General features: G+C 42.3%; 26 protein-coding genes. 22 read left to right on the plus strand and 4 right to left on the minus strand.

Features of this window, described 5'->3' with window-relative positions; translation table 11 throughout:
* Positions 1–337, plus strand: a 337-nt coding sequence (locus tag HMPREF2893_RS00485; protein ID WP_148131906.1) for an ATP-binding cassette domain-containing protein, incomplete at its 5' end; no start/stop codon positions are given.
* On the plus strand, positions 338–2,323 hold the full coding sequence (locus HMPREF2893_RS00490) for an FtsX-like permease family protein (RefSeq protein ID WP_070673782.1): 1,986 nt from the start codon (positions 338–340) through the stop codon (positions 2,321–2,323). It begins immediately after the preceding gene.
* Positions 2,324–2,690: 367 nt separating this feature from the next.
* Here HMPREF2893_RS00490 and HMPREF2893_RS00495 read toward each other — a convergent pair whose 3' ends face one another.
* A complete protein-coding gene (locus HMPREF2893_RS00495; RefSeq protein WP_006596747.1) occupies positions 2,691–2,954 on the minus strand; it encodes a SemiSWEET family transporter in 264 nt (87 codons plus the stop codon).
* Between the two features lie 280 nt (positions 2,955–3,234).
* On the opposite strand from HMPREF2893_RS00495, the gene HMPREF2893_RS00500 reads away from it, so the two are divergent.
* From HMPREF2893_RS00500 to HMPREF2893_RS00540, 9 genes are all read left to right on the plus strand, one after another.
* Entirely contained in the window at positions 3,235–3,492 is a 258-nt protein-coding gene (locus HMPREF2893_RS00500) for a SemiSWEET family transporter (protein ID WP_003006102.1), read from the plus strand.
* Positions 3,493–3,599: 107 nt separating this feature from the next.
* Positions 3,600–3,977: a YbgA family protein gene (locus HMPREF2893_RS00505; RefSeq protein WP_070673783.1), complete on the plus strand. Its 378-nt coding sequence runs from the start codon at positions 3,600–3,602 to the stop codon at positions 3,975–3,977.
* Positions 3,978–4,343: a TIGR02328 family protein gene (locus HMPREF2893_RS00510; protein WP_070673784.1), complete on the plus strand. Its 366-nt coding sequence runs from the start codon at positions 3,978–3,980 to the stop codon at positions 4,341–4,343.
* Between the two features lie 125 nt (positions 4,344–4,468).
* On the plus strand, positions 4,469–4,807 hold the full coding sequence (locus tag HMPREF2893_RS00515; RefSeq protein ID WP_049498475.1) for a nucleotide pyrophosphohydrolase: 339 nt from the start codon (positions 4,469–4,471) through the stop codon (positions 4,805–4,807).
* Entirely contained in the window at positions 4,804–6,534 is a 1,731-nt protein-coding gene (locus tag HMPREF2893_RS00520; RefSeq protein ID WP_049498468.1) for a DUF2075 domain-containing protein, read from the plus strand. Before HMPREF2893_RS00515 ends, HMPREF2893_RS00520 begins: the two co-directional genes overlap by 4 nt.
* An 81-nt stretch (positions 6,535–6,615) precedes the next feature.
* Positions 6,616–7,491, plus strand: coding sequence for an Rpn family recombination-promoting nuclease/putative transposase (locus HMPREF2893_RS00525; RefSeq protein ID WP_070673785.1), 876 nt, complete (start codon positions 6,616–6,618; stop codon positions 7,489–7,491).
* Between the two features lie 149 nt (positions 7,492–7,640).
* The gene (locus tag HMPREF2893_RS00530) at positions 7,641–8,564 is read left to right on the plus strand and encodes an L-lactate dehydrogenase (RefSeq protein WP_070673786.1); all 924 of its coding nucleotides are present in this window, start codon (positions 7,641–7,643) and stop codon (positions 8,562–8,564) included.
* 299 nt (positions 8,565–8,863) lie between these two features.
* Positions 8,864–9,922: an Rpn family recombination-promoting nuclease/putative transposase gene (locus HMPREF2893_RS00535; RefSeq protein WP_070673787.1), complete on the plus strand. Its 1,059-nt coding sequence runs from the start codon at positions 8,864–8,866 to the stop codon at positions 9,920–9,922.
* A 304-nt stretch (positions 9,923–10,226) separates the two neighbouring features.
* Positions 10,227–10,766, plus strand: a complete 540-nt coding sequence (locus HMPREF2893_RS00540; protein WP_045759196.1) for an NADPH-dependent FMN reductase — start codon at positions 10,227–10,229, stop codon at positions 10,764–10,766.
* 28 nt (positions 10,767–10,794) lie between these two features.
* Here HMPREF2893_RS00540 and HMPREF2893_RS00545 read toward each other — a convergent pair whose 3' ends face one another.
* Positions 10,795–11,490 (minus strand): VIT1/CCC1 transporter family protein, encoded by a 696-nt coding sequence (locus HMPREF2893_RS00545; protein WP_061590981.1) that lies wholly within the window; start codon positions 11,488–11,490, stop codon positions 10,795–10,797.
* 275 nt (positions 11,491–11,765) lie between these two features.
* Entirely contained in the window at positions 11,766–13,160 is a 1,395-nt protein-coding gene (locus HMPREF2893_RS00550) for an MFS transporter (protein ID WP_070673788.1), read from the minus strand.
* A gap of 308 nt (positions 13,161–13,468) precedes the next feature.
* Here HMPREF2893_RS00550 and HMPREF2893_RS00555 point away from each other — a divergent pair, with 308 nt between their 5' ends.
* From HMPREF2893_RS00555 to HMPREF2893_RS00580, 6 genes are all read left to right on the plus strand, one after another.
* Positions 13,469–14,761 (plus strand): PTS transporter subunit EIIC, encoded by a 1,293-nt coding sequence (locus HMPREF2893_RS00555; protein ID WP_070673789.1) that lies wholly within the window; start codon positions 13,469–13,471, stop codon positions 14,759–14,761.
* Complete coding sequence (locus HMPREF2893_RS00560; RefSeq protein ID WP_070673790.1) at positions 14,748–15,605, plus strand: alpha/beta hydrolase; 858 nt, start codon at positions 14,748–14,750, stop codon at positions 15,603–15,605. The genes HMPREF2893_RS00555 and HMPREF2893_RS00560 overlap by 14 nt, the downstream gene beginning before the upstream one ends.
* An 83-nt stretch (positions 15,606–15,688) precedes the next feature.
* Positions 15,689–16,807, plus strand: a complete 1,119-nt coding sequence (locus tag HMPREF2893_RS00565; RefSeq protein ID WP_070673791.1) for a DUF4767 domain-containing protein — start codon at positions 15,689–15,691, stop codon at positions 16,805–16,807.
* A gap of 214 nt (positions 16,808–17,021) precedes the next feature.
* Positions 17,022–17,576, plus strand: coding sequence for a hypothetical protein (locus HMPREF2893_RS00570; protein WP_070450402.1), 555 nt, complete (start codon positions 17,022–17,024; stop codon positions 17,574–17,576).
* A 176-nt stretch (positions 17,577–17,752) separates the two neighbouring features.
* Entirely contained in the window at positions 17,753–18,520 is a 768-nt protein-coding gene (locus HMPREF2893_RS00575; RefSeq protein ID WP_070673792.1) for an ABC transporter ATP-binding protein, read from the plus strand.
* Entirely contained in the window at positions 18,513–20,522 is a 2,010-nt protein-coding gene (locus tag HMPREF2893_RS00580) for an FtsX-like permease family protein (RefSeq protein WP_070673793.1), read from the plus strand. The genes HMPREF2893_RS00575 and HMPREF2893_RS00580 overlap by 8 nt, the downstream gene beginning before the upstream one ends.
* Before the next feature lie 96 nt (positions 20,523–20,618).
* Here HMPREF2893_RS00580 and HMPREF2893_RS00585 read toward each other — a convergent pair whose 3' ends face one another.
* Positions 20,619–22,583, minus strand: coding sequence for a peptide ABC transporter substrate-binding protein (locus tag HMPREF2893_RS00585; protein ID WP_070673794.1), 1,965 nt, complete (start codon positions 22,581–22,583; stop codon positions 20,619–20,621).
* A 252-nt stretch (positions 22,584–22,835) separates the two neighbouring features.
* Here HMPREF2893_RS00585 and HMPREF2893_RS00590 point away from each other — a divergent pair, with 252 nt between their 5' ends.
* From HMPREF2893_RS00590 to HMPREF2893_RS00610, 5 genes are all read left to right on the plus strand, one after another.
* Complete coding sequence (locus HMPREF2893_RS00590; RefSeq protein WP_070673795.1) at positions 22,836–23,162, plus strand: PadR family transcriptional regulator; 327 nt, start codon at positions 22,836–22,838, stop codon at positions 23,160–23,162.
* Positions 23,159–23,989 (plus strand): hypothetical protein, encoded by an 831-nt coding sequence (locus HMPREF2893_RS00595; RefSeq protein ID WP_070673796.1) that lies wholly within the window; start codon positions 23,159–23,161, stop codon positions 23,987–23,989. The genes HMPREF2893_RS00590 and HMPREF2893_RS00595 overlap by 4 nt, the downstream gene beginning before the upstream one ends.
* A gap of 234 nt (positions 23,990–24,223) precedes the next feature.
* Positions 24,224–25,615: an APC family permease gene (locus HMPREF2893_RS00600; RefSeq protein WP_070673797.1), complete on the plus strand. Its 1,392-nt coding sequence runs from the start codon at positions 24,224–24,226 to the stop codon at positions 25,613–25,615.
* Positions 25,616–25,719: 104 nt separating this feature from the next.
* The gene (locus HMPREF2893_RS00605) at positions 25,720–25,956 is read left to right on the plus strand and encodes a DUF2829 domain-containing protein (protein ID WP_070673798.1); all 237 of its coding nucleotides are present in this window, start codon (positions 25,720–25,722) and stop codon (positions 25,954–25,956) included.
* The gene (locus HMPREF2893_RS00610; protein WP_070673799.1) at positions 25,949–26,647 is read left to right on the plus strand and encodes a 3-oxoacyl-ACP reductase; all 699 of its coding nucleotides are present in this window, start codon (positions 25,949–25,951) and stop codon (positions 26,645–26,647) included. Before HMPREF2893_RS00605 ends, HMPREF2893_RS00610 begins: the two co-directional genes overlap by 8 nt.
* The last annotated feature ends 353 nt before the right edge of the window (positions 26,648–27,000 follow it).

A 27,000-nucleotide genomic window follows, 5' to 3' on the forward strand; every position in this document is an offset into this window, starting at 1 on the left:
ATACCCTTACGAAATCTCTGGTGGGCAAAAACAAAGGGTAGCCGTAGCGCGTGCCATTATTACCTCACCAGAAATTCTCCTTGCCGATGAGCCAACAGGGGCGCTGGATTCTAAGTCTTCGGCAGCATTGCTAGATGTCTTTGAAGATATCAACACCATGGGACAAACCATTCTCATGGTGACCCACTCGACCGCAGCAGCAGCACGTGCCAAGCGCGTGCTCTTTATCAAGGATGGGATCCTTTACAACCAGATTTTTCGTGGGGAAAAGACGGAGCGTCAGATGTTCCAAGAAATCTCGGATACTCTGACAGTCATGGCAAGTGAGGTGGAGTAGATGTTTCGATTAACCACTAAACTAGCTTGCTCCAATCTGATCAAGAACCGCAAGCTCTATTATCCCTTTGCGATTGCGGTCATTCTCGCAGTGACCATCGCTTACCTTTTTGACTCCCTGACCTTTAATCCCAACATTTCTAAGCTGCGAGGGGGATCTTCCATACTCTTCACCCTAGGCTTGGGACTGTTTGTGGTCAATGCGGCGGGAGCTATCATCGTGCTCTATGCCAATAGCTTCGTCATGAAAAATCGCTCCAAGGAGCTGGGAATCTACAGCATGCTGGGCCTTGAAAAGCGGCATCTCATCAGCATGATCTTCAAGGAGCTCTTGATCTTTGGTTTTGTGACTGTCTCAGCTGGTGTTTTGATTGGGGCTCTCTTTGACAAGCTGATCTTTGCCTTTCTCTTGAAACTCATGAAGATGAAGGTCCAGCTAGTATCCACCTTCCAACCTGGGATTGTAATTTTGGTCTTTGTCACCTTTGGTCTCATCTTTGGCCTCCTAGTTTTTCTCAACGCTTGGCGCATTCTCCGTTTGAATGCCTTGCAGTTGACGCGTGAGAAAGCCAGTGGTGAAAAGAAAGCCCGCTTCTTGTGGCCCCAAACCATCCTTGGCATAGCTTCACTCGGTTTTGGCTACTATCTAGCGCTAGCTGTTGAAGACCCCATGTCTGCGATTGTGATCTTCTTTCTAGCAGTTATCTTGGTCATGATCGGAACTTATCTGCTCTTTAATGCAGGGATCACTGTCTTCTTGCACTTGCTTAAGAAAAAGAAGGCCTATTATTACCAACCCAACAACATGATTTCGGTCTCTAACCTCATCTATCGCATGAAGAAAAATGCAGTGGGCCTTGCGACCATTGCCATCCTCTCAACCATGGTATTGGTGACCATCTCCTCTGCAACCAACATCTATATCGGTGGTGAAACGATCAAGAAAATCATGAATCCACATGATTTCTCCATTCAAGGAAAAGGCGTGGATTTGGAGCTAATCAATCAAAAATTTGATGAATTTGCATCTGAGCACCAGCTTGAGATCAAAAATCGTGACCTGATGAACTATGCTACCTTTGGGGTCGAATCACAAAAGGGCACAGACTTCACGGTCTATCCTGATGATGAACACGATGTCAGACCGAGAACAGTCTTTCTGGTCTTTGATGCAGCTAGCTATGAGCAGATGACAGGAGAACAAGTCAATCTGACAGGCAACCAAGTCATCCTCTTTGCCCACAATAAGGCTCTGAAAGGGCAAAAGCAGTTTACCATCAATGGGCAAGACTTCCAAGTCAAGGAAGAAGTGACCAAGGATTTTATCACCGATCATGTTCCAAATATCTTCAATATGCTGACAGAGGATTTCAATTACCTGATCGTGCCTGACCTTTCAGCCTTTGTCGCTCAGTTTCCGAACCTTGCTGTCGTTACTCAAATCTATGGTGGTTTCAATGTCAATGTTGACGAAGACCAGCAACTCAAGCTGGCAGCTAGTTATGACAAGATGATCGATGAACTGAGTAGCCAACAGGGACAAGGAACTTTTGTCTATGGAGGCAATCGAGCATATAATGTGAGAGAAATGAATAGCCTCTTTGGTGGCATCTTCTTTATTGGTATTTTCTTGTCATTGATCTTTATGGTCGGAACAGTCATCGTCATCTACTACAAGCAAATCTCAGAAGGCTATGAAGACCGTGACCGCTTCGTTATCCTCCAACAGGTGGGACTTGATGAAGATGAAGTCAAACGGACCATCAACCGTCAAGTGCGAACCGTCTTCTTCCTTCCCCTTATCTTTGCCTTTGTCCACCTGGCCTTTGCCTACCATATGATCCGCCTTATTCTTAAAGTGCTCGGTGTCATCAATAGTAGCCAAGTCCTCATCGTCACCCTCAGTGTCTGTGCCGTCTTTCTCATCACCTACCTAATCGTCTTTTGGATCACCTCTCGTAGTTATCGCAAGATTGTGCAGATTTAGGAAAAGAAACTCAAATTAAATTAGAAACTTTCCTTAGGTGAGTACGGACGTCAGCGAACTTCGAAGAAGTTCCATGACTAATTATTGAGCCTAAGGTCTCAATAATTCCGAGTGCCTGAAACATAATTATTTCAGGCACTTTTCTCACAGCGGAAAGTTTCAATATACTCTAATAATAATCAGATATTATTTGGATATTTTTGCACAATAATCCAGCATAGGTTATTCAAAGAAAAGAATTGTCAATTTTTTTAGCTTGCTCATAGCGGGCTTTTTTGTACGAAAACCGACTGCGATTGTTTTTGTTTTTCAAAGGGATACACAAAAAAGACTGAACCCGTAGAGTTCAGTCTTTGTTCACTTTCTATTAAAGTGATGTAAGGAAAGTCAATCCCCCTAGGATGACACCTGCCGAATTCGGAATGATCAAAATCCAGTCTTTTTTAGGTTCCTTTGTCCAACCATAAATGACCCAGATCAAGCAAGAAATAGCAGCTGACAAGGGTTGGAAAGGTTGGGCCTTATTTCCCTGTAAATTAGCAATAATTTGTGGGATGTAGGCAATGAAAACGATAATCCCAATAAAGGCACCGATCGAGCCAACGATTTTGTTGATTTTTTGTTTATTCATAAAATTTTACCTCTGTGTATTAAAATAGCATAAGTAGGAAGAAAATGCAATTAATTTGCATGCTACGCAAAATGAAAACGATCACATTTGCAAAAGAATTAGACAAAGTGTCAAAAAATGGTAACTAGAGAGAAAATTCACTCGAAAAGAAATCCATCTTCCTGCAAAATCACAAGATTGTGACACTTTACAGTTCGGTAACATTTGAAAAAAGTACTTGAATTTTAAGAGGGCAAGCGTTAGAATAGTGCGTACTTAAAAAATGAAAGGTATCATAAAAATGAATGAAAAACAAATGAAAATTCTTGGTTGGGTTGCGACCTTTATGTCTGTGATGATGTACGTGTCTTACTTTCCTCAAATTATGGATAATCTCGCTGGTCACAAAGGAAACTTTGTCCAACCCCTTGTCGCAGCTATCAACTGTAGCCTTTGGGTCTACTACGGACTCTTTAAAAAAGAACGCGATATCCCACTTGCTGCAGCCAATGCACCAGGGATCATCTTTGGTTTGATCACAGCCATCACAGCCTTGTAATTAATTAAAAAAGCTGGACAAAAGTCTGGCTTCTTTTTTTATGACTTCACTCATTTCCATGGTATAATGGGAGGACTATTCATAGAGAAGATCAAAAGGAGACACGAGTGGATCAAAAACATCACTGTCAAGTCCTATGGGCGAAAAATAAATACCTGGTGCTGAGTCGTTCCAGCAACATTTACAAGGAGATCCGGGAATACCTCAAGCGAGACCAGGTGGAGGTCAGCCACGTCGAGGACCTGATCCAGCAAGCGCTGGCCTTGCCAGAAAATCGTGGCCAGGTCTCCAATGCCTTTCAGCATATCTGGGGCTATTTCAAAAAGCAGGCGACTGCAGAGGAAAAGGCGGACTTTATGCTGCTACTTGAGAAATACCAGCATGGCCAAGCCCAGCAAGAAGATCTTATCAAGGGGATCCAGACGCTATTGGAGCGCTACCCGAATCGCTACTTACAAGACTCCACTCTACTAGGAGGCCAATAGATGAGACTCTGGCACCAAGACTTGATTCCCAAACTCCCTCGTCCCCAGCTCCTGGGCCAACACCGGGAATGCTGCGCCCTAAGGGGCAATGGCTGGGGCAAGAAGCACGCGACGGTCAACTATGTCTTTGACTACTCGCCCTATCGCCTCTATGCCTATCACTGCCTGATCATGGAGGAGATGACCGCTCGTGGCTACAAGGTCAGCCCAGAGTGGTGGGAGCCGACCTACCGAGGCAAGACCTGCCCAGCCTATCCAGAACTAGAAGAGGAAGCCTTGAATACTCCCATCTATCCTGAGCACCAGGATACTTACCTCCATGAATGCCTGGAGAATCTAGCAGAAAAAGGGATCCAACTAGACTAAGAAAAACGGACCAGACCAGGTTCGTTTTTTTACGCCAAAAACCAACAAAATGCTTTGAAAGCGTTAATTTCTTTCCCAAACATGCTATAATAATAGGAGATTATGCACAGGAAAAGGATAGACGGATGAAGGAATTAATCGACTTAATTAATCAATTTAGAGATGAACGTGACTGGAGAAAGTTTCATAATGAAAAAGATCTAGCCATTTCAATTTCATTAGAAGCAAGCGAATTGTTGGAACTATTTCAGTGGAAACAATCAGAGGAAGTAGTTGAAAAGTCATTACAAGAAATCAAAGAAGAACTTGCGGATGTTTTTATGTATTCTTTCATGTTAGCAGATAATTTGAATCTGGATGTAGAAGAAATTATAAAAGAGAAAATAGACATAAATTCAAAAAAATATCCTGTAGAATTGAGTAAGGGTAGCAATAAAAAATATACGGACTTGGAGAAAAAATGAGCAAGATTCAATCACCCATAGTCATAGAAATCGACTATTCAAGTCGAACATTTGATCAATTAAAAGAAACGATTGCACCAAAACATTCTAAGCTCATTTTTGATTACCCAACTGTATACATCGTAAACGATGAAACTAAAAATAAGTATAGCGTATATGTTGGAGAAACAACAGATATTATTCGAAGAACAAATCAACACTTATCAGATGATATAAAGAAGAACCGAGAAGACTGGCTACAATTTGAACAATCTAAAACATCGAAAATGTTTGTCATTGGGCATAACCATTTCAATAAATCTTTGACCTTGGATATTGAGAATAGGTTAATGCTCTACCTATCAAGTGTTGACCAAGTTGAAAGGGTTCAGAATAGAAGAGGAAATCCTCAAAATCAATATTATACTTCTGAAGAGTTAGACGAGATTTTCTCAAAGATATGGAGAACCCTAAATCGGAAAAACCATTATTTATTCCCAGCAGAAAGTTTTATTCGAAATTCAGCGATATTTAAATCTTCTCCATTTCACAAGTTAACGGATGAACAAGTAAAGGCTAAAAATGAAATTTTGCTAAAAATCACCTCTGTTATCAGTAGAAATGAGACAGGAGTTTTAATTTTAGTAAAGGGTGATGCTGGTGCAGGAAAAACAGTTTTGATGAGTTCTCTCGTTGATGATTTATTGAATTCTGAAGATACTCAGATGATTCGTGAGAACAATGATATCAATTTGGTTGTGAATCATGATGATCAACTCAGTGTTTACCAAGAAATTGAGAAAAAATTGGAATGGAAGAGTGGATCAAATATTAATGTTGTGATGAAACCAACTCAATTTTTAAATGCTCTGAAAAAAGAAAAAACTGATGCTGGAATTGTAGTGGTTGATGAAGGTCACTTGTTATTGACTGCAAAAAATCAAGCCTATTTAGGCGGGAATCATTTAAATGATTTACTTGCGAAATCAAAAGTAGTCGTACTTGTTTATGATGAAAATCAGATTATGAACAAATCTCAAATATGGACAGATGATTCTTTTTTGAAATTAGAACACGAGGCAAATCTAAAAGGAAATCTCATTACACTACATAATCAAATGCGTATCCATGCGACAAAGGAAACAGTAGAGTGGATAAGAAATCTTGTTGATGTTGGAGTTGTGAATAAGGTTCCAATTGATAATGATTATGATATTAGAGTTTTCGACTCTCCTGAAGAGCTTCAAAAAGCTATCATAAAAAAGGATGGCGATCAGAACTTAGGAATTTCACGCTTGACAGCAACCTACGATTGGGAATATAGCAGCAAATCGAAGCCAACAGATTCTGAGTATTGGTGTGTCCGTATCGGAGACTGGTCTTGTCCGTGGAACAGACAACTTGCAAAAGAAAAAGACTCGAAGCATTTATCCTGGATAGAGCAATCTCAAACGATTCATGAAATTGGCTCAACATTTACCGTTCAGGGATTTGATCTAAATTATGTGGGAGTTATCATTGGCCCATCTGTCAAATATAGAGACGGGAAAATTATTTTTGATATAGGTGAAAGCAAAAATAAAAGTGCTGTTCAAAACAGAAAACTTGAATCAGGTGAAATGATTAATTACGGAGAAACATTATTGCGAAATGAGTTAAATGTTTTGCTGACACGTGGAGTAAACGGTTTATACGTCTATGCCGTAGATGAAGAACTCCAACAAGCATTAAAAAATGCGACAAAATAAGATGTTTCTTATTTCCCAATTTTTTTCGAATTATAGAAGTAGAGGGACATTCCCTCTATTTTTTATCGAAAAGGAGCAGGGATGCAAAAGAGACACGCGCATGTATCGCCGACCTTGGACATCATGGCAAAGAAGATTTTTAGTTTGCCGGAGGTGACGACGGCTTTTATTCGAGACATTTTGGAGCTGGATGTAGCGAACGCTCAGATTGTGGAGGGAAGCCAGCCCCACAGCATGGCTTATGAGGAGGATGACTTGTTCTCCACTGCGGTGGATGTGAGAGCCAAGCTCCATGATGGAACCGAGGTGATCATCGAGATCCAGATTCGCAAGCAGCAGTATTTCTTGAATCGATTCCATTACTATTTGGCCAATCAGCTTGTGGAGAATGTACAAAAACTGCGTCAGCAAGGACAGACACATAAGATGTACGAGCAGATGGAGCCCGTCTATGGAATTGCCATTTTGGAGAAGTCGCTCTTACTGGACGAAGAGGCCGCTATCAACAAATACTGGCTGACCAATAGCCGGTCCGGCAAGCAACTTAAGGCCTATTATAAAAATGGCAAGCACCAAAATCTTCTGCAGGTTGCCTTTTTAGAGCTAGACAAGTATAATAAAGATGAGAACCTGACAGATGCAGGCAGACAGTGGCTAGAGTTTTTTGGGAATCTTCCCTTCACAAAAGCTCCCAGTCAGGCCGTTGCCCACGCAGATTCATTATTAGATTCATCTAGCTGGACCAAGGAGGAGAAGACCATGATAGACGAGCGGATTCGTATTCAAGAAAATTATGATATGACCCTGGAGACAGCGATTGATGAAGCGCGAGAAGAAGGTCTCGAACAAGGTCGTAAACAGTTGGTATGCGAGATGGTATCACGAGGAATGTCGCCTGAGTTGATCTCGGATATGACGGGCTTAACCATTGAAGAAATTGAGACTCTTCTTTCCTGAGTCGTTAAAAGAGGCACTGCCTCTTTTTTTGAAAAAACTTGAAAATTTTCCCATTTTTTCAATCCGCCTTTCTAGAATTGTGGTAGAATAGAGTCAACAAAGAGCTATCCTCACCAACAGTGTGATCGATACTAGAAAAGAGGATTCTGATGACAAGAAAAATTGGTATTATTGGTTTGGGGCATGTGGGTGCGACCTTGGCCCACAGCATGATTTTGAAACACACCTGTGATCACTTGGTCTTGATTGATACCAATGAGAAAAAGGTCAAGGCAGATGCCTTGGATTTCTGTGATACGGTTGCCAATACGGGGTATCCAGTTCATATCACGGTCAATGATTACGCAGCTTTAGAAGATGCGGATGTCGTGGTGTCGACTCTTGGAAATATCGAGTTGCAGGCTAATAACACTGATGACCGTTTTGCGGAGCTTCCCTTTACCAGCAAGCAAGTGGTGCAAGTAGCGCGTGATTTGAAGGCTTCTGGCTTTAGCGGGGTCTTATTGGTAGTGACCAATCCGGTCGATGCCGTCACTCAACTTTATCAACAATATACCGGCCTTCCAAAAGAGCAGGTGATTGGGACAGGGACGTTGCTGGATACAGCTCGGATGAAGCGTGCAGTCGCTGATCGTTTGCAGGTTTCTCCTGCTAGTGTATCAGGTTACAACCTCGGTGAGCATGGAAATTCTCAATTTGTTGCTTGGAGTCAGGTCCGTGTTAAGGGACACGCCATTACCGATCTCTTCTCTCAAGAAGAGCTTGACGCCATCAACTACGAGTCCCTGCGCGGTGGCCACACGGTCTTCTTTGGCAAATTCTATACCAATTTTGGGATTGCAGCAGCAACCCAACGCTTGGCAGAAGCTGTGATTAATGATAGCCACGAGGAAATGCCTGTGTCTAACTATCGTCCAGAATATGGAACCTATCTTGGCTACCCAGCGATCGTAGGTCGAAAAGGAATTCTTGAACGATTGGATTTGCATTTGACAGAAGAAGAAAAAGAAAAATTACTCCATTCAGCCGAAACTATCAAAGAAAATACACGAAAAGGATTGGAGCATGCATAAGAGTGAGGGGGCTGGGCAAAATCTGTTCACCCTTCGATGTATAATAGGCGTAAAAGTATGACGCAGTGGTTGATTGGTATCTTTGTTCGCTTTTTAAGCTCCAAAGATAACCTAATGAGGGAAACAAAGTTTCCTTTATCCACAACCTTCAACAGTCTCCGAGACTGTTGAAGCTATGCGGGGGTGGGAAAACGAACTCTTTTTAACTAGTCAGAGTTCTTTCCCACTCCCTTTTTTCTGCAATTTTTTCGAATGGTATAAGTGAGGGGATTCCCTACACGAAATCATTGGAGGTTGCTATGAAGAAACGACACGAGTATGTATCGCCCACCTTGGATTTAATGGCGAAAAAGATTTTTAGTCTACCGGATGTGACAGCCAAATTCATCCGCGAAGTATTGGATCTGCCAGTAGAGTCCGTTGAGATTTTAGAAGGAGACCAGATACATGAGCAGGGGTTTTTAGGAGATCTTCCTTTTGAAACATCCGTTGATGTGAGAGCAAGACTAGATAGTGGGCTTGAAGTCATCATTGAGATTCAAGTTTTGAAGCAAGAGTATTTCTTGAATCGTTTCCACTATTATTTAGCCAATCAACTGGTAGAAAATGTCCAACGCAAGCGAAAGAAAGGGGCAACCCATTCTATGTACCAGGAGCTGGAGCCGGTCTATGGGATCGCTATCCTGGAGCGAAGTATTTTTCCTCATTTAGATTCACCTGTCAATGTTTATGAAATGCGCCATACAGTAGACGGGACACCTCTTTATAGCTCTCGAAAGGATGGAGTAGCGCACAATATGTTAAAGGTTGCCTTTTTAGAGTTGGATAAGTATAATGAAAGTAGAGATACGGAGTTGAATGCTCACTGGAGACAATGGCTTGAATTTTTTGGTAATCGCCCATTCAGTCATCAACCAGATCAAGTGATCGAGCAGGCAGAATCACTCCTAATCCCATCAAATTGGACAAGGGAGGAAAAAGAAATGATTGATGAACGGATTCGTATCAGAGAAAATTGGGAGATGAGCATGGATACCTTTCGGAAAGAACAACTGGAAGCCGGTTTTCAGAAAGGGTTGAAAAAAGGTCTTGAACAGGGACTCGAACAGGGACTCGAACAAGGTCTTGAACAAGGTTTAGAACAAGGTCTCGAACAAGGACTCGAGCGTGGTCTCGAACAGGGATTGGAACAAGGCAGACAAGAAGGCATGGAGTTGGGAGTTCAAGCTGGTCAGCAGTCTCTGATTCAAAAACTATCTTTGAAGGGGATGAGTATTGAGATGATTGCTGAAATGACGGATTTATCCAGCGAATCCATCAAAAAAATGTTGGCTACGGATTCGTCTAACGAGGAGTAGTAGCGCGAACAGAATTTGGGGCTTGAGAATTACCTTGCTTATAAAAAAGTAGTTCTAAAATGGATTGTAAAGATCTCTGGGAGTCGTTTTTCTTGGATATTAATCCTCTACAGATTTATACGGTTATGATTTATTGAAGGTTGGACACTTTTGTCTAACCTTTTTTTCTCACTCCTCTTGGCCCTTCCTTGGTGAAATGAAATAAAAGTTTAAAATGTCCGAGTTGTAATCCTTGACATTACATTATGATCGTGTATAATAGCTATTGTAACAAAAAATCTTACAACAGAAAGAGGAAACAACTATGAAAAACATTTTATTTATTGTCGGATCCCTTCGTCAAGGATCTTTTAACCACCAAATGGCTAAGAAAGCAGAAAGTCTTCTGGAAGGAAAAGCAACGGTGACTTACTTGGACTACAAGGACATTCCAATGATGAACCAAGATTTGGAAACACCAACCCTACCAGCTGTGCAGGCAGCGCGTGATGCGGTTCTTGCTGCGGATGCCATCTGGATCTTCTCGCCAGTCTATAACTTTGCTATTCCAGGTGTAGTGAAAAACCTAATCGACTGGCTTAGCCGTGCCCTTGACCTGTCAGAAACTCGTGGTCCATCTGCCCTTCAAGATAAGATCGTAACGGTTTCTTCAGTAGCCAATGCCGGACACGAACCAATGTTTGCGGCTTACCAAGCGCTCTTGCCTTTCGTTCGGACTCAAGTGGTTGGAGAGTTTACTGGAACAACCGTTAACCCAGAAGCTTGGGAAACAGGTGAATTAGTCTTGACAGATGAAGCGGTCGCAGGACTGGAAAAACAAGCACAAGCCTTATTAGAAGCATAAGAAAAGCTGAGACAGAAGTCTCAGCTTTTTAGATACTAAAGAGTTGTCCGAAGAAGTAAGTCACACCCATGGTGAGAAGGCCAATGATGAGGTTGCGAAGCATGGCTGGCTTGGTTGGTGCTTTTCCCAGTTTTGCACTGGTATAGCCAGTGAAGATCAAGGATAGTCCAACAACGAAGACCGTCACCGGGATGCGATAGGCAGTTGGAAAGAGAATAATAGAGAGCATTGGAGGAAGGGAACCAACCGAAAAAGCAAGAAAGCTAGATGCAGCAGCATGCCAAGGATTAGTAAACTCCTCATATTCGATACCATATTTCTCTTCGACCAGGGCTTTGAGTGGATGTTTCATAAAGGCCCGTTCTGTCAAAATCTTTGCGGAAGTTTCGCATTCTCCATTTTGAAGGTAAGCGTGGTAGAGAGATTCTCTCGCTAACTTTGGATCGCGATCCAACAAGGCTTGTTCGCGGTTCACAGCGGCTTCTTCCGTGTCTTTTTGTGTGGAAACAGAGACATACTCACCGCCCGCCATCGAAAAGGCACCTGCCAGAATCGCCGACAAGCCAGATAGGAAAATGATCCAGATGTTTGGTGTGGCACTGGCTACCCCAATCACCACCCCAGCAATAGAAATAATCCCATCATTGGCCCCGAGAACAGCGGCTCTCAAGATATTCAAGCGGTCGTTAAATGATTCATCTACTCCATGTTTCATTTCAGTCATACAATGTCTCCTTTATCTTATTTAGAATGATTATAAATAAAATACAATAAGAAAGCAAGGATTTTAACTCAAATGATAAAAGTTCGACAATTTAATGAAATTTAAGTTATAATCTTTGGCATTGCAAGCAAAAAGAAAGAATAGGTCATACGCCTATTCTAGCAAGATTTATTTAGCAGAAGTGATTTTACCTTTGAGGATCCTGATGGTATTCTAACGCGAGTGCGGAAAGGATAACAAAAAAACAGCAAATTGCTGTTTTCTGATGAGAAAAATTAATTCGTATCTTGTTCTTTCCCCACAACCCAAAATAAGAGAAGGAGTTGGAAGATGCCTAAGGCAAATAAGACCATAAAACCGTTGCGGCTTCCTTTAGCAGTGGCTTGGGTGAAGTCCATCTTTTGATTAGCTTGGCTCATGGCAACGATCAGCGAAGCTAGGGTTGTTCCGACAGCGCCTGCAAATTGTTGCAAGGTGTTAAAAATCGCGTTCGCATCAGGTTGCTCTTCCAGAGAGAGTTGTTTTTGTCCGTTGGTCATGATATTGCCAAAGGCAAGCCCCATACCGGTCATGAAGATCATGTAAAAGACAAGAATCAAGACATTTGATAACTTCAAGCCAAAGAGTGTGAAGAAGAAATGAGCCAGAAGGATCAAAACAGCTCCAAGGAGAATTGGTCTGCGGGCGCCTAGTTTATCTAGAATGAGACCGGAGAAAGGAGCAAAGCCAGCTCCGATGATGGCTCCTGGAAGCAGCATCAAAGCTGCAAGTGTGGTGTTAGAGTGGTTGACCAACTGGATATAATTGGGCAAGAGGAAACTCATGGCCAGAGAACCTAATTGGAAAGTGAAAAAGGCAAGAACATGGCCAGTGAGGAGATGGTTCTTTAAGATGGCAAGGTTGATAATGGGATTCTCCAACTGATTGGACCGCCAGACTAAGAGAACGAGTCCCAAGAACCCAATCACCAGCCAACCAAGGACAGAAAAACTAAAGAAAGCATGGTCAGAGAGACCGTGAATGCCTAGAATCAAGCCTAAAAATGATGCAATAATGGCGAGAAGGCTCATGATATCAAGGGTTTCTCGTTTGACTTTACTGATTTGCTCAATGGAGCGAAGTCCTGCAACTAGCGAAGCTAGAAGGATCGGGAATTGAACCAAAAAGATGGACCGCCAGCCGAAGTTAGCTGTCAAGAGACCACCGACAGTAGGCCCAATGGCGGGAGCGATGGCTGTGATCAGGGTCCCCACTCCCATCATGAGACCGATCTTGCGTTTTGGGACCTGCTCTAAAATGATATTAAACATCAGAGGAAGGGCAAAACCAACCCCCATTCCTTGGACCAATCGACCCAGAACCACAAAGCCAAAACTTGGAGCTAGGAAGTCAATGAGAACACCTAAAACAGACAGGAGATTTCCAACTAAAAAGATGGACTTCATTTTGAAGGAGCGTTTGAGATAGGCAGATAAGGGGACCACACAGGCAACCACCAGAAGATAGATGGTGGTGACCCACTGGACGGTTGCGGTATTGATCTCAAATTCCTTCATCAATATTGGGAAGGTGATATTCATGGCAGTTTCTCCAGCTACCCCGCAAAAAGAAAGGATCCCCGTCGCAAAGATTGCAAACAGGACCTTGTCTGAAATTTTTTCTTGTGACATCGGTGTCTGATTCCTCCTAAATCTTCCTAAAGATATGGACTATGGTATAAAAATCAAGGTAACGATCTGATTTTCCGTCAGGTAGCATAGTGGGACCTACGGCAACCTGCTCCATCGTTTTGTTAGCTAACAAATAGTATAGAGGAAATGAAGGTCCCTGTCAAAGAGTTTTTGAAAAATTTTGAAAATTATAAAAGTATTCTCAAAAGACGACGCTTCTCCAAACGAAAGGAAAGGTTCGCCAGTATGATATAATAAGAAGAAAGCAGTAAACGTGAAGAAGTCAATCAACTCGAACAGGAGGCCACATGACCAAGTATTTAGTCCAGAAGTTTTTCTGGTTACGAGAAAAAAGTTTGATTCAAATTTCCCAGAAAACACTGGTTTCCTTATTTCCTTTTTTTCTATTTTCAGGAATCATTCGGGTGATCGCCTTATCGGTCTTCTCCGATCGTGGCTATATCCATCAGCTCTTTTCGATGGATAGCTGGTTGCCATGGGATCAGGCCATCAGCCAGGTCCTCGGTAATATTTCCAACTTTCTAGGAGGTCTAGCTGGACCGTTAGCGACCTACTTCGCTGGAAAATACACAGCTGGGCACTACGGTAGAAGTACAGGGACAGCAGGTGTCACCGCTCTTTTGGTCAGCTTGATTGTAGGGTCCCAGGAATTGTTGGTGAGACCACTCAATGATGGGCAACTGACGCGTATCAACTTACCTGCGACGACCAATATCGTCTTAGCGATTTTTTTAGGCTATCTAATTGGGCAGATCTTTCGTCTATCCAAGGCCAGTGACGACCAGATTGTAGACAAGGATTTCATCTATCAACCCAAGACGGTGCGTCCCATTTTCTTATCCTTAGTTCTAGGGGTCAGCCTCAATCTTCTTGTGGTTCTTGGAAATCAATTTAATATTTTTCAGACTATCCGACAGTTCTTGGCTTCTCTAACGGTAAGCAGTCATCATCTCCTGTCCACCTTTGTCATGGGACTATTTAGTGGGCTATCTGCTTGGTTTGGTAATAGTCAAGCCTTTGCCTTGAACTCAATTGCGGATGACAATTTTGCTTTGGAAAATCTCACCTACGCTGTGACGCATCATACAACGACAGGCATTCCTCATCTCTATACCTTGACCAATTTGTACCGTAGTTTTGGTCTGGTAGCAGGTGTTGGAGCTGTCCTAGCGCTTTTGGTTGCAATCTTATTGGTTTCACGAAGTCAAAAGGACAAGAAAGTCAGTTTTCTCAGTCTGTTTCCAAGTCTCTTTAACAACGGGGCGTCTTTCATGGTAGGGATACCGGTCCTTCTCAACCTGCTTTATGTGATTCCTTTCTTGTTGATTCCTTTGGTGAATATGGCGATAGCAGCTCTAGCTTTGTGCTTCAAGCTGATGCCAGCAGCCGTCTATCCGGTGCCAGATGGGACTCCTAGCCTTCTCTATGCTTTTATTGGAACGGGCGGGAGTCTGAGAGCCTTAGCTGTCAGTATACTTTGTTTTGCCGTCGATGTGCTCCTTTATCTACCATTTGTCCGCATGGGAAATCGTATCCGAAAAGATCTAAAAGTGAAAGGAGAAAGCGATGAAACAATCTAAAAAAACAGCCATCGTCCTCACTTTGGTCAGTCTTTTCTTGATCGCTTTAGCCATTCCTTCTTATAGCTGGACTCGGACCAATGTTTCAAGAATCGAGAAATTTTATAATTCAAAATTGTCTCCCATCATCATGATCCCGGGAAGCTCTGCGACAGAGAAGCGCTTTGATGGTTTGGTGACCAAGCTCAACCAAGACCGCCAAGGAACCAAACACAGTCTACTTAAGGTTAAGGTTTGGAATGATGGGCATATCACCTATAGTGGTAGTATTGATGCCAAGGACAATGAGCCGGTAATTGTGGTTGGTTTTGAAAACAACAAAGATGGCTATAGCAACATTAAAAAGCAAGCCAAATTATTTAATCAAGCCTTCGAAGCCCTTCAAGAAAAATATAATTTTAATAATTTTAAGGGCTTGGGTCATTCCAACGGTGGTTTGATTTATACAGCCTTTATTGAAAATTATCTAGGGGATTATGATATCAATCTGAAAACCTTGATGACCATCGGCACCCCATACAACTTCACAGAAACCAATATTCAAAACAAATCTGAGATGTTGGCGGATTTTATCAAGGGAAAAGAAGCCATCCCTAATACGCTCCATATGTATTCAGTAGCAGGGACCATTACCTATGATTCAGATGAGTTGGTCCCAGATGCCAGTGTATCTGCTGGGAAATACATCTATCAAAACCAAGCTGCGAGCTATACGGAGATTACAGTGACGGGCGAAGATGCCCAGCACTCGGACCTTCCAACCAATGATGAGGTCGTCGCCTTGGTGAAAGAGCATATTGAAAGTCAAACGGATCGTAGAAGAAGTCCGAATAAAGGAAACTAAGTGTGAAGAAGGGATTCCTTCCTCACCCTTTTTTTAGTATAATAAAGTTTAGTATGAAAATAGGGGAGACGAAAGGAGATCAGATGAAAAGAAAACAGTGGATGCAGTTGGGCTTAGTGGTTTCAAGTATGATTTTGTTAACAGGATGTTACCAGAGATACCAACGCAAATCCAGTCCCAAAAAAGAGGCTGCAACCAGCCAGACAAGCACAAATAAACAGACGAAAAAAGCAGATAACAAACAATTATACCAGTCTGTTTTTTCAGACTATCAAAAGATTTTTGCTACTTCAAAGGATGTGGATGCTATTTCAAAATTGAATTCTCAATTAGCCAAAGAAGATCGGATGATCAATAGCTGGGTGATTGAGACCATTATCAATCAGCCAGAAGCGGTTCGGTATGCTTTTAAGGACCTGAATGACGATGGGGTAGACGAGATGATCATTGCCAATCAGCAAACTGATGGGAGCTACTTTGTGACGGGGGTGTATTACCTCAAGGATCAAAAACCGACCCTGTTAGCAGAAGGTTTCGTTGCTGGTCATGGAGGTGCACGCAATGCGACGACCCTCTATCAGGGAGGAGATGTTTTAGAAGTCAGCTGGTTGTCGGGAACTGGCCGTGGTGTAGCCGTGCTTTCACGAATAGAAAAGACGTCCCAAGTCGCGACCAAAGTCCAGGAAGAAGAAGTCCAGATGCCGGGGTCAGATCTCAATGCCCTCTTTGGAAAATCTGATGAGGATAAACTAGATCTCAAGAGTTTTGACTGGCAACCCTTTGAAAGCACACCATCAGCGGGAAATAGCCAAAGTCAGGATAAAACACCTTGGAATGCTGAAAAATCAGCAAAATTAGCAGAATTTATGAAGACTTGGGGTGAGAAGATGGGGCAGCCCAACTACCAAAAAGGCATCGCTGGTGGTGATGTAGGACCAGACAACCTCTATACTCTAGGGGAAAATAGCAAGATGGATGCCATTTATACAGATACCGGTCAAGGAAATGCCAAGTACCGCATTGTAGAACGCTATAGCAATTGGGACAAATATCCAGATGTGCATAGTTATTTCTTTGCCATTACAGATACGGGAGAAGCCATTGTCTTTCATTCTCCAACGACCAATGGTGGAAAGATGTATCTAAAACCAACGGACAACAAGGAACTTCAAGAAGCATTTACTCAAATCCTTCATCAGTAAGAAGGAAGAATAGACCAGAAAATGATTGTTTTCTGGTTTTCATTTATTCATAAAATGAATAAAAAACCAAATTATAAAAAGATATTTAGGAAAGAAAATATGTTAAAAGGTAGTAATAAATGCCGTTGTAAAAGTATTTAAAAACAGAAAACATTTGACAAGTAAAGGGAAATCATTTAAAATATATTCAAACTTTATTTATAGGAGAATAACAATGAAAAAACTTCTTACAGCCGGTGTGGCTCTCTTGTCAGTTGCAACATTGGCAGCATGTTCAGGTAAAACTGCTTCAGAATCTTCTAACAAAGAAGCAAAAGCATCTTCTAGCAAAGTAGAAAAATCATCTACTTCAGAAAGCAAATCAAGCAGTTCCTCAAAAACATCAAAATCTTCTGTTAATGTTCCAGAAGTTGTCTTGTTGACAGATGAAGAAATTGACAATGCCAAAACAATTGGTGATTTTAAAAATCTTTATGGTAAATTAGTAGATAGCTATAAAAAATACGCACAAGATATCGGCCAACAAATTCCAGAAGCACAAAGATCTGCATACACTCAACAAGTAGAACCAGCGATTAAGGCTTTGGATGACTCAAAAGCTCAATTCAATACCATGCTATCAAGTGCAGGTTCAGATGACACGCTTGTTCCTGAGCAAGGGCGTACACCTTTCTTGCAACAAATTAGAACAGCTCGTGACTCAATGACAAACATTCTTAAAGGTGTCTACGAATCTCTTGGGAAAGCTACCTCTTCATCAGCTGAATAATCAAAAAATAAATAGGTTAGGACCTCAAGTCCTAGCCTGTTTTTTTGCTTTCTTACAAAAATGTAAGAAATAAAGGGTAAAATGTAAGGTTATGTTATGGTGAAAGCGTTCTTATTTTAGTACAATTGATTTGTAAAAAACAATTGAAGCTTTTTCGAGCTAGAAAGGAACGGACCATGACCCTACTAGACGTTCAACATATCAAAAAAATCTACAAAACCCGCTTTCAAGGAACGCAAGTCGAAGCCTTGAAAGATATTCACTTCACTGTGGAAGAGGGTGAATATGTCGCCATCATGGGGGAATCAGGATCCGGGAAATCGACCCTCCTCAATATCCTGGCCATGCTGGACCAGCCGACGGAAGGACGGGTCTACCTCAATGGCACCGACACCTCAACCATCAAGAACAAGGATGCCTCCAGTTTCCGTCGGGAAAAACTAGGCTTTGTCTTTCAAGATTTCAACCTTCTCGATACCTTATCGGTCAAGGACAATATCCTCTTGCCTCTGGTCCTTTCTCGCAGACCAGTCAAGGAAATGATGAGCAAGGTGGATAGCGTGAGTCGGGAATTGGGCATTCACCAGCTCTTAGAAAAATACCCTTACGAAATCTCTGGTGGGCAAAAACAACGGGTGGCTGTGGCACGGGCTATCATCACCTCACCTGAAATCCTCCTTGCTGATGAGCCAACAGGGGCGCTGGATTCCAAGTCTTCGGCTGCACTTCTAGATGTCTTTGAAGATATTAATAGTATGGGGCAAACCATCCTCATGGTAACCCACTCAACGGCAGCGGCAGCTCGGGCCAAGCGCGTGCTCTTTATCAAGGACGGGATCCTTTACAACCAGATATTCCGTGGGGAAAAGACAGAACGTCAGATGTTCCAAGAAATCTCGGATACTTTGACAGTCATGGCGGGTAAGGAGGATCGTGATGTTTAAATTAACAAGTAAATTAGCTCTTTCCAACCTCAAACAAAATCGCAAACTCTATTACCCCTTTGCCCTGGTTGTCATTTTAACGACCATGATCCTTTATAGTTTTATCGCCTTGTCATCTACCCCTCATTTAGAGGATTCTTACGGAGGGGGGGCGGCGAGAACTGTTCTTGGTTTTGGTAGTTTCGTCGTCCAGCTGGTCGTCATCATTTTGGTGGCTTATGCCAATGGCTTTGTCATGAAAAATCGTTCCAAAGAACTGGCCTTGTACAGTGTTCTGGGAATGGAGAAGAAGCATCTCCTCATCATGACCTTATGGGAATTGCTCTTCTTCTATGTTCTCACAGTTGGAGTAGGACTGGGTTTGGGGCTCTTATTTGATCGCCTGATTTTTGCCTTGCTCCTAAAATGTATGGGGCTACCAGTCGTCATTCAATCAACCTTCCAGATAGGGGCTGTTCTTAACACTTTACTTGGGTTAGCCTTAGCTTTTGGCCTCATTCTCTTGTTGAATTCTTTCCGCCTCTTGCGCTACAGTTCCCTCCACCTCATGCAACAGAAAAAGGCAGGAGAGAAGAAGGGACGCTTCTTGCTGGTCCAAACTCTTTTAGGACTTGGGCTCTTAGGAATTGCGTTTTATATAGCGCTAACCGTTGAGCGTCCAGTTGCAGCGGTTCAAGGATTCTTTATTGCCGTCATCTTGGTCATCCTAGCGACCTATCTCTTATTCAACGCAGGATCTATTACCTTCTTAAGATTTCTCAAAGGTCGGAAATCCTACTATTACAAGCCAGAGAATTTTATATCTGTCTCCAACTTAATAGCACGGATGCGAAAAAATGCAGCGGGTCTTGCGACCATTAGTATTCTTTCCACCATGGTCTTGGTCACCTTAACTGGGTCGCTCAATATCTTTATTGGAGGACAGAACTACCTAGATACTGTTTACCCTTCTGATTACATGATTAGTGTGGGGCATATGCCTTCAGATGCTGAGACAGAACCAGTTATCAAGGATGTTCAAGCTCAAATTAAGAAAACAGCCGATGCGACAAATCTATCAGATTATCAGGTGGCACAGACAATATACTGGTCGGCTGAAATTCGAAAGATTGATGGAAGGAGCTTAGAGGTTTATGAACAGTCCTATCAAGAAGCTGGTCAGGAGATGGAGATGAAGACAGAGGGAACAGTCTACTTTTTTGATCAGGCGACTTACGAGCAACTGACGGGTCAAAAAGTTGAGCTTGGGGAAAATGAAATCCTAGCCTATGGGTATCAGTATCCAGGAAAATTAGATTCGCAATTAGAAATCAATTGGAAGACCTTCACGATTAAACAAAAACTAGACTCCAATTTTATCCAAGGAAAACTCCCTCAATCCGACCTGTTTCAACATCAAATGGGTTTGTACCTTGTCCTCCCTGACTTGAACCAACTGGGACTAAAAGTTGATAAAAATTTGGAATTCGCTATTACTGCAAAAGATAAAGAGAATCAAGATTTCATCAGTGGCTTGATCAAAGACCTTTATTCGACAGACAAAATGAGTCAATATGGTGCGACTTTCTTTGGTGGATTTGAACGATACAGCATAGAGAAGGAGTGGCGTGAAACAGCAGGGACTCTCCTCTTTATTGGGATTTTCCTATCGGTCATCTTTCTATTAGCTACAGTACTCGTCATTTACTACAAACAGATTTCAGAGGGTCATGAGGATCGGGATAATTTTGTGATCTTGCAACAAGTAGGATTGGACCAAAAGAAAACCGGCACCACCATTCGCAAACAGATTCTCACTGTCTTCTTCCTTCCATTATTCTTCTCCTTCCTATACCTAGGAGTGGCCTACAAGATGATTGCAAAGATCGTTGCCATCTTAGGAGCGACCAATGCGGGACTGGTCCTTCAAACAACTCTTTCCATCTGCGCTGTCTTTTTCATCTCTTATGTCCTCGTCTTTCTTCTAACTTCTAGAAGTTATCGGAAGATTGTCGTGAGGTAGGGCTGATTCTATAGGATCGAGAAAGGAAATGAAAGTGACGATAAGTTGCTGAACAAAAAACACCGAGGATTTGATCCTCGGTGTTTTCTATCGTGATTATTTCACATGTTCTGCAAGTTCTTCTTGCGCTTTTTTATTGGATTCTTCTTTTTCTTTTAACCAATTCTTATACGCTTTTTCGTAGTCAGCAGTTGTGACGGTCTTATCTTGAACTTTTTGGTATTTGAAGAAGCTTGTTTCCCCTTTAATACCAATTGCAGAATTTGCTGCTGAGAATGGTGTGACCTTGGTGATAGATGGAACGCCACCCTTAGAGTAGATTGGAAGAACCATAGCATTTTCTGTCAACCAAGCTTGGGCCGCAGCGTATTTTTCATAACGTGCATTGGTATCCAATTTTTCAGCATTGGCATCATCAAGCAAGGCTTTGTATTCGTTCAAACCAATTTTCTCGATGAGCGCTTGGTCTTTCTTAGGATCAAGTCCCATACCTGTCAAGGTTGAACCATCTGTTGGGTTCAAGATATCCAAGTAAGTAGATGGGTCTTGGAAGTCAGGTCCCCAACCAGTGATATCCATATCAAAGTCTTTTTGGTCTGGTGATTGGGCAAAGTAAGTAGCGTTATCAGCATCGTCTGTAGACAATTTTTGTACATCGATCACGACATTGTCTTTACCAAGGGCCGCTTCGATTGAGCTCTTCATAGAGTCTGCTTGTTGGACAAGAGCATTAGAAGATTGGTCTACAACATAGTCGATATGGATTGGGAATTGAACACCTTGTGATTGCAATTCAGTCTTAGCTTTTTCAAGTTCTGCTTTGGCTTTATCTACATTATGCAAGCTATCTTGAGCATCTGCGAAGCTAACACCTTTCCACTCATCTCCTGTTGCGGCAAGTTTTTCTTCAACGAGAGTACCGAAGTCTTTCCCGTCTGCTTGCACAAATGTCGGTGGAACTAGAAGGGTACGAAGAGTTTTGGTTGCTCCGTCTTTCCCGTTAACTTGAGCGCTGTAGGAAGTTCTATCTAAAGCAAAGTTCAAAGCTTGACGGAAGTTTTTGTTTTGAAGGGCTGTCTTGGTGCTGTTCTTTTGCTCATCCGATGTCTTCTTCGTATGGCCGTAGTTTTGACGGTTGACGTTGAAGTAAGCGTAGTAAACAGTAGAGTCTTGTGGGGTATAAACGATGTTATCCTTGAATTTCTTCTCAATCGTACTGTAGGTTGAGCTAGTTGGGAAGAGACGAGCAGTAGATAGGTTACCATCTGAGAAGTTACGAGCAAGATAGTCTTGGTCTGATCCATCGAAGTACGTTAATTTAACGGTATCGATGTGAACATTTTTCTTATCGTAGTATTCAGGGTTCTTTTCCAACTCGATTTGTGATTTTGAAGTGAAGGACTTCAAAATATAGGCACCGTTGTAGAGGATACCATTTGGTTTCACACTACCGAAATCTTTTCCTGCTGATTCCAAGAATTTTTCATTGACCGGCATCATGGTAGAAGTGGTCAATTTAGAATTCCAGAAAGATTCTGGTTGGTTCAAAGTATATTGAAGAGTATGATCATCAACAGCTTTGACTCCAACAGTTGAGAAGTCTTTGGTTTTTCCGTTTACATAATCATCCAAGCCTTTGACTGAGTTTTGAACCAAGTAAAGAGCATCGGATTTTTTATCGGCTACATATTTTAGAGCTGTCACAAAATCTTTTGCAGTGACGTCAGCGTATTCATTTCCTTCTGAATCATACCACTTCGCATCTTTTCGAAGCTTGTAGGTATATGTGAGACCGTCTTTTGAAACAGACCAGTCCTCAGCAAGAGCAGGCACTAGGTTACCGTATTGGTCGTTTTCAAACAAACCGTCGACCAAGTTGGTAGTAATGTCGCTTGTAGTTGAACGATTTGAAGTCAAATAGTTCAAGGAATCAGGGTCTGTACCATACACGTAGTTGTAGGTTGTTCCCTTTGATGAGTTAGAAGATGAACCACATGCAGCAAGGAAAAGCGTTGAAGCAGCGGCTACACCAGCTAAAAGAGCAAGCTTCGATTTTTTCATATTCGTGTCTCCTTTTGTATAATTTTAATTATTATACTCCAATCAACCCATAAAATAAAGTGTTTTTAAACTATTTTTGTATATTTACACAACTGAATGCCTAAAACCCTTGATTTTAAGCGTTTTTTGAGGAATAAAAATTTTTTAAAAAAACTACTATTATGCTTTACATACTAGTTGGAAAGGAGTATACTGATAGTGAAGAGACTAGTATGTAAAACCAACTAGTAGAGGAAGAAAGAGGTGAGACGGATGAAAGAGTCCCAATTGCTAAAGGGAGTCTTGGAGGGCTGTGTTCTAGAGATTATTTCTAAAAAGGCTATCTATGGCTATGAATTGATCCAAAGTCTCAAAGAGATGGGATTTGATAAGATTGTCGCCGGGACCATTTATCCCCTGCTTCAAAAATTAGAAAAACAAGGAATTATTCATGGGGAAATGAGGCCGTCTCCAGATGGTCCCGATCGTAAGTATTTTTCACTCAGTGATGCTGGAAGAGAGCGCTTAGAGGAATTTTGGGACCAGTGGCAGGAGCTAGTCACAAAAGTAGAACGTATCAAGAAGGAGGGAGAAGAATGACATCAGCTATTTATTTTGAAGAAACGCAGGCCTTGATGCAAACCTTTAGCCAGGAGGACCAAGCCTATTTCCAAGATCTCTGGGATTATTTCAATCTTGCAGGTTTCTTATATGAGGAGAAAGCCTTAAGAGAGCAGGTCTATAAACTAGCACTTGACTTTTCGCAAGCAGGAGCGGATGGCCTCACGGCAAAGGATTATTTTGGCCTTGATCCAAAGGGAATGGCAGACCAAATCATCGAAAATATGCCCAAAGAATCGACACGGTCTGTTTTGAAATATGGGGCTATCTTTTCAGGTATTGTGATTTTTTATCGCCTCCTAAGTGATTTTGCTTCTCAAGCGGTCCTTGTGCTCAAGCCACTAGTCTATTTAACCGACATCATTTTGGGACTCCTAGCTGTTGGGATAATCTTCTATCTCCTTCGTCGCCTCATTTTTGCGGAAGAAAAAGCGAAAAAAGCAATTTATGTAGCATTTGTTCTAGTTCTAGGATTCTATTTTGTTGGTGAAATAGTGGGGGTCCGTTTCTTGCCAGCTCTTGCATGGTTTGTAGTCCCTAGTCCTTGGGATGCTCTTCTCATGACAGGGTCTAGCGGAGCTCTCATTCTTTGGCAATGGAAAGAAGAGTTTGGACGAGCTTTCATCTTTCCGATCGTCGCCTTTTTAGTGGTTGGATTCTTACATCGCTGGACCTTGGCACAAGGAGTTCAGAATCTTGGTATGACGGTTCTTCTGCCCACAGTGATCATCGTCTTTGGGTTGGTTATTTATTATTGGTTTACGATTCGTGCTTTGAAAAAGAATAGGACGGAAAGTGATAAATAGAAAGAAATGGGGGGCTGGGACAAAAGTCCTAGCCACTCAATTGTTTTTGGATTGTCGAGCAAGACGCAGTGGTTGAGTGGGCTCTACTACGCTGATTTCATCAGCTTTTACAGCCCTACTCAACTGTGCGGAGGTGGGACGACGAAATCGAATTCTGACGAATTACCGATTTCTGTCCCACTCTCTTTCTTGTTCAAGTATGATAGAATAAACTCATTAGATGGGAGAATAGATATGAATTTATTTCGAAAAAAGGGACTTGGGCAAGTACACCCGGGTCTAAATCGCCATTTACGTTTATGGGATTTGATTATTTTAGGAATTGGTGCCATGGTGGGGACAGGGATCTTCACGATTACAGGGACTGCAGCCGCGAATTTAGCTGGTCCAGCCTTGATCATTTCGATTGTGATTGCGGCTTTTTGCGTTGGCTTATCTGCCCTTTTCTTTGCTGAATTTGCGTCTCGCATCCCTTCAACCGGTGGAGCCTATAGTTACCTCTATGCTATCTTTGGAGAGTTTCCCGCCTGGATTGCAGGTTGGTTGACCGTGATGGAATTTATGACAGCCGTATCAGGGGTGGCTTCAGGTTGGGCTGCTTATTTCAAGGGTTTGTTGGCCAATCTTGGCTGGAGCCTGCCGACGGCTTTAAACGGGACTTTTGATCCAGCTAAGGGAACTTATGTGGATCTCTTGCCTATTTTGGTCATGGTCCTCGTCACTGCCTTAGTCCTTATGAATGCAAAAGCGGTCTTACGTTTTAATTCCTTGCTGGTCTTACTCAAGTTTTCAGCTCTTGCCTTGTTTATTCTTGTTGGGATTTTTCACATAAATCCTGGCAACTGGGCAAACTTTGCTCCTTATGGATTTGGCGAAATCTATGGTGGTCAAACAGGGATTATGTCTGGAGCTTCGCTCATGTTCTTTGCCTTTCTTGGTTTTGAGTCCATTTCAATGGCGGTCGACGAAATCAAGGAACCACAAAAGAACGTCCCTCGTGGGATTGTCCTCAGTCTTTTGATCACAACTGTTCTTTATATCTTGGTCACCCTGGTTTTGACTGGTATGGTTCCTTTTAAGAACTTAAATGTAGAAGACGCGGTTGCCTTTGCCCTTCGTCAGGTCGGAGCTGGTTGGGCTGGAAATTATGTATCCTTAGTGGCTATTTTGACCTTGATTACCGTCTGCATTTCGATGACCTTTGCCCTTTCACGGATGATTTACAGTTTGGCGCGGGATGGTCTCTTACCAAAAGCTATGAAACAGCTCGATTCCAAAACTAAAATTCCAAAAAATGCTACACTAGTAGCTGGATCGATGGCAGCCATTGCTGGTGGAATCTTTCCACTTGCAAGTATCGCTTCCTTCTTAAATATCTGTACCTTGGCTTACCTGGTTATGTTGGCCTTTGCTCTCTTGAAATTGCGCAAGGAACACGGGGCACCTGGACCAGGTGAATTTAAAACACCCTTGGTTCCGGTCTTGCCAATCCTATCGATTGTGGTCTGTCTGTCCTTTATGACCCAGTATTCCCTATCGACCTGGCTGGCCTTCGGAGTTGCTCTCCTGATCGGAGTTGGAATTTATTTCGGTTATGGGTATCGCCATTCAGAAGAAAATCAATAAAACATAAAAGCTAGAGTAGAAGAACTCTGGCTTTTTGTATAGGGAAAGCTCTTTTTTTGATATAATAAAGGGAGAAAGTTAACTAGATAACAAAGGAGAAAAACATGACATTTGAAGAGATTTTACCAGGCTTAAAGGCTAAGAAAAAATATGTACGTACAGGCTGGGGTGGAGCAGAAAACTATGTCCAATTGTTTGATACCATTGAGCAAGATGGGGCGACTCTGGAAGTGACACCTTATTTCCTCATCAACGTCTCTGGTGAAGGCGAAGGTTTCTCCATGTGGAGTCCAACCCCTTGTGATGTCTTAGCGACAGATTGGGTGGAAGTCCATGACTAAAAGGGTCTTGATTACAGGCGTGAGTTCCGGGATTGGTTTGGCTCAAGCTCGCCTCTTTCTAGAAAAGGGCTACCAGGTCTATGGGGTGGATCAGGGAGCGGATCCCCAGTTAGCAGGTGATTTCCATTTCTTGCAACGGGACTTAACCCTGGATTTGACGCCGATTTTTGACTGGTGTCCCGAGGTAGATGTCTTGTGCAATACAGCTGGAGTTTTGGATGATTACAAGCCGCTTCTGGAACAAAGTACTCAGGAGATTCAGGAGATCTTTGAGATCAACTATGTGACTCCGGTTGAGCTGACGCGGCATTATCTGACTCAAATGTTGAAGAAGAAGCAAGGTATCATTATCAATATGTGCTCCATTGCTTCTAGCCTGGCAGGAGGAGGCGGTCACGCTTATACCTCGTCCAAGCATGCCTTAGCAGGATTTACTAAACAGTTGGCCCTGGATTATGCAGAAGCTGGTATTCAGGTCTTTGGCATCGCGCCAGGAGCCGTCAAAACAGGCATGACCGCAGCGGACTTTGAACCAGGTGGATTAGCTGACTGGGTAGCCAGTGAGACACCGATCAAGCGCTGGATTGAGCCAGAGGAAGTAGCAGAAGTCAGCCTCTTTTTGGCTAGCGGGAAGGCATCTGCCATGCAAGGACAAATCCTGACGATTGATGGTGGTTGGAGTTTGAAGTAGGAGGATGAAAAAGCAAGAGTTGAAATCTTGCTAAAAAATGTAATTGTTTTTTCCTTACTGAAAGAGGATCAAACCTAGGTGAACAATTAAGTTAGGACAGTGGAGAGACAGGTATTTACCTCTATGCTAAAGAAGATCTTACTGAACGAAATTAAACCTACCAGAGTGATCAGGATGAATCAGATTTCTTTATGATTGGTCACGATGGAGATCTAGCCTATTTCACCAAAAAAAGACAGGGATAATAACAATTATGAAGATAACTGAGGGTAAGTTCAGAAGAACTTTTTGAATGGGCTACCTGAAACCTTAAGAGATTGTTTTAGAAGAAACGAATAGTACAATTGATTTGC

Source organism: Streptococcus sp. HMSC072C09 (genome assembly GCF_001813105.1).
Lineage (GTDB): Bacteria > Bacillota > Bacilli > Lactobacillales > Streptococcaceae > Streptococcus.

Coding starts and splice junctions, on each gene's coding strand:
- HMPREF2893_RS00490 (WP_070673782.1), top strand. CDS start 338: ATGTTTCGATTAACCACTAAACTAGCTTGCTCCAATCTGATCAAGAAC.
- HMPREF2893_RS00495 (WP_006596747.1), bottom strand. CDS start 2,954: ATGAATAAACAAAAAATCAACAAAATCGTTGGCTCGATCGGTGCCTTT.
- HMPREF2893_RS00500 (WP_003006102.1), top strand. CDS start 3,235: ATGAATGAAAAACAAATGAAAATTCTTGGTTGGGTTGCGACCTTTATG.
- HMPREF2893_RS00510 (WP_070673784.1), top strand. CDS start 3,978: ATGAGACTCTGGCACCAAGACTTGATTCCCAAACTCCCTCGTCCCCAG.
- HMPREF2893_RS00515 (WP_049498475.1), top strand. CDS start 4,469: ATGAAGGAATTAATCGACTTAATTAATCAATTTAGAGATGAACGTGAC.
- HMPREF2893_RS00520 (WP_049498468.1), top strand. CDS start 4,804: ATGAGCAAGATTCAATCACCCATAGTCATAGAAATCGACTATTCAAGT.
- HMPREF2893_RS00525 (WP_070673785.1), top strand. CDS start 6,616: ATGCAAAAGAGACACGCGCATGTATCGCCGACCTTGGACATCATGGCA.
- HMPREF2893_RS00530 (WP_070673786.1), top strand. CDS start 7,641: ATGACAAGAAAAATTGGTATTATTGGTTTGGGGCATGTGGGTGCGACC.
- HMPREF2893_RS00535 (WP_070673787.1), top strand. CDS start 8,864: ATGAAGAAACGACACGAGTATGTATCGCCCACCTTGGATTTAATGGCG.
- HMPREF2893_RS00540 (WP_045759196.1), top strand. CDS start 10,227: ATGAAAAACATTTTATTTATTGTCGGATCCCTTCGTCAAGGATCTTTT.
- HMPREF2893_RS00545 (WP_061590981.1), bottom strand. CDS start 11,490: ATGACTGAAATGAAACATGGAGTAGATGAATCATTTAACGACCGCTTG.
- HMPREF2893_RS00550 (WP_070673788.1), bottom strand. CDS start 13,160: ATGTCACAAGAAAAAATTTCAGACAAGGTCCTGTTTGCAATCTTTGCG.
- HMPREF2893_RS00555 (WP_070673789.1), top strand. CDS start 13,469: ATGACCAAGTATTTAGTCCAGAAGTTTTTCTGGTTACGAGAAAAAAGT.
- HMPREF2893_RS00560 (WP_070673790.1), top strand. CDS start 14,748: ATGAAACAATCTAAAAAAACAGCCATCGTCCTCACTTTGGTCAGTCTT.
- HMPREF2893_RS00565 (WP_070673791.1), top strand. CDS start 15,689: ATGAAAAGAAAACAGTGGATGCAGTTGGGCTTAGTGGTTTCAAGTATG.
- HMPREF2893_RS00570 (WP_070450402.1), top strand. CDS start 17,022: ATGAAAAAACTTCTTACAGCCGGTGTGGCTCTCTTGTCAGTTGCAACA.
- HMPREF2893_RS00575 (WP_070673792.1), top strand. CDS start 17,753: ATGACCCTACTAGACGTTCAACATATCAAAAAAATCTACAAAACCCGC.
- HMPREF2893_RS00580 (WP_070673793.1), top strand. CDS start 18,513: ATGTTTAAATTAACAAGTAAATTAGCTCTTTCCAACCTCAAACAAAAT.
- HMPREF2893_RS00585 (WP_070673794.1), bottom strand. CDS start 22,583: ATGAAAAAATCGAAGCTTGCTCTTTTAGCTGGTGTAGCCGCTGCTTCA.
- HMPREF2893_RS00590 (WP_070673795.1), top strand. CDS start 22,836: ATGAAAGAGTCCCAATTGCTAAAGGGAGTCTTGGAGGGCTGTGTTCTA.
- HMPREF2893_RS00595 (WP_070673796.1), top strand. CDS start 23,159: ATGACATCAGCTATTTATTTTGAAGAAACGCAGGCCTTGATGCAAACC.
- HMPREF2893_RS00600 (WP_070673797.1), top strand. CDS start 24,224: ATGAATTTATTTCGAAAAAAGGGACTTGGGCAAGTACACCCGGGTCTA.
- HMPREF2893_RS00605 (WP_070673798.1), top strand. CDS start 25,720: ATGACATTTGAAGAGATTTTACCAGGCTTAAAGGCTAAGAAAAAATAT.
- HMPREF2893_RS00610 (WP_070673799.1), top strand. CDS start 25,949: ATGACTAAAAGGGTCTTGATTACAGGCGTGAGTTCCGGGATTGGTTTG.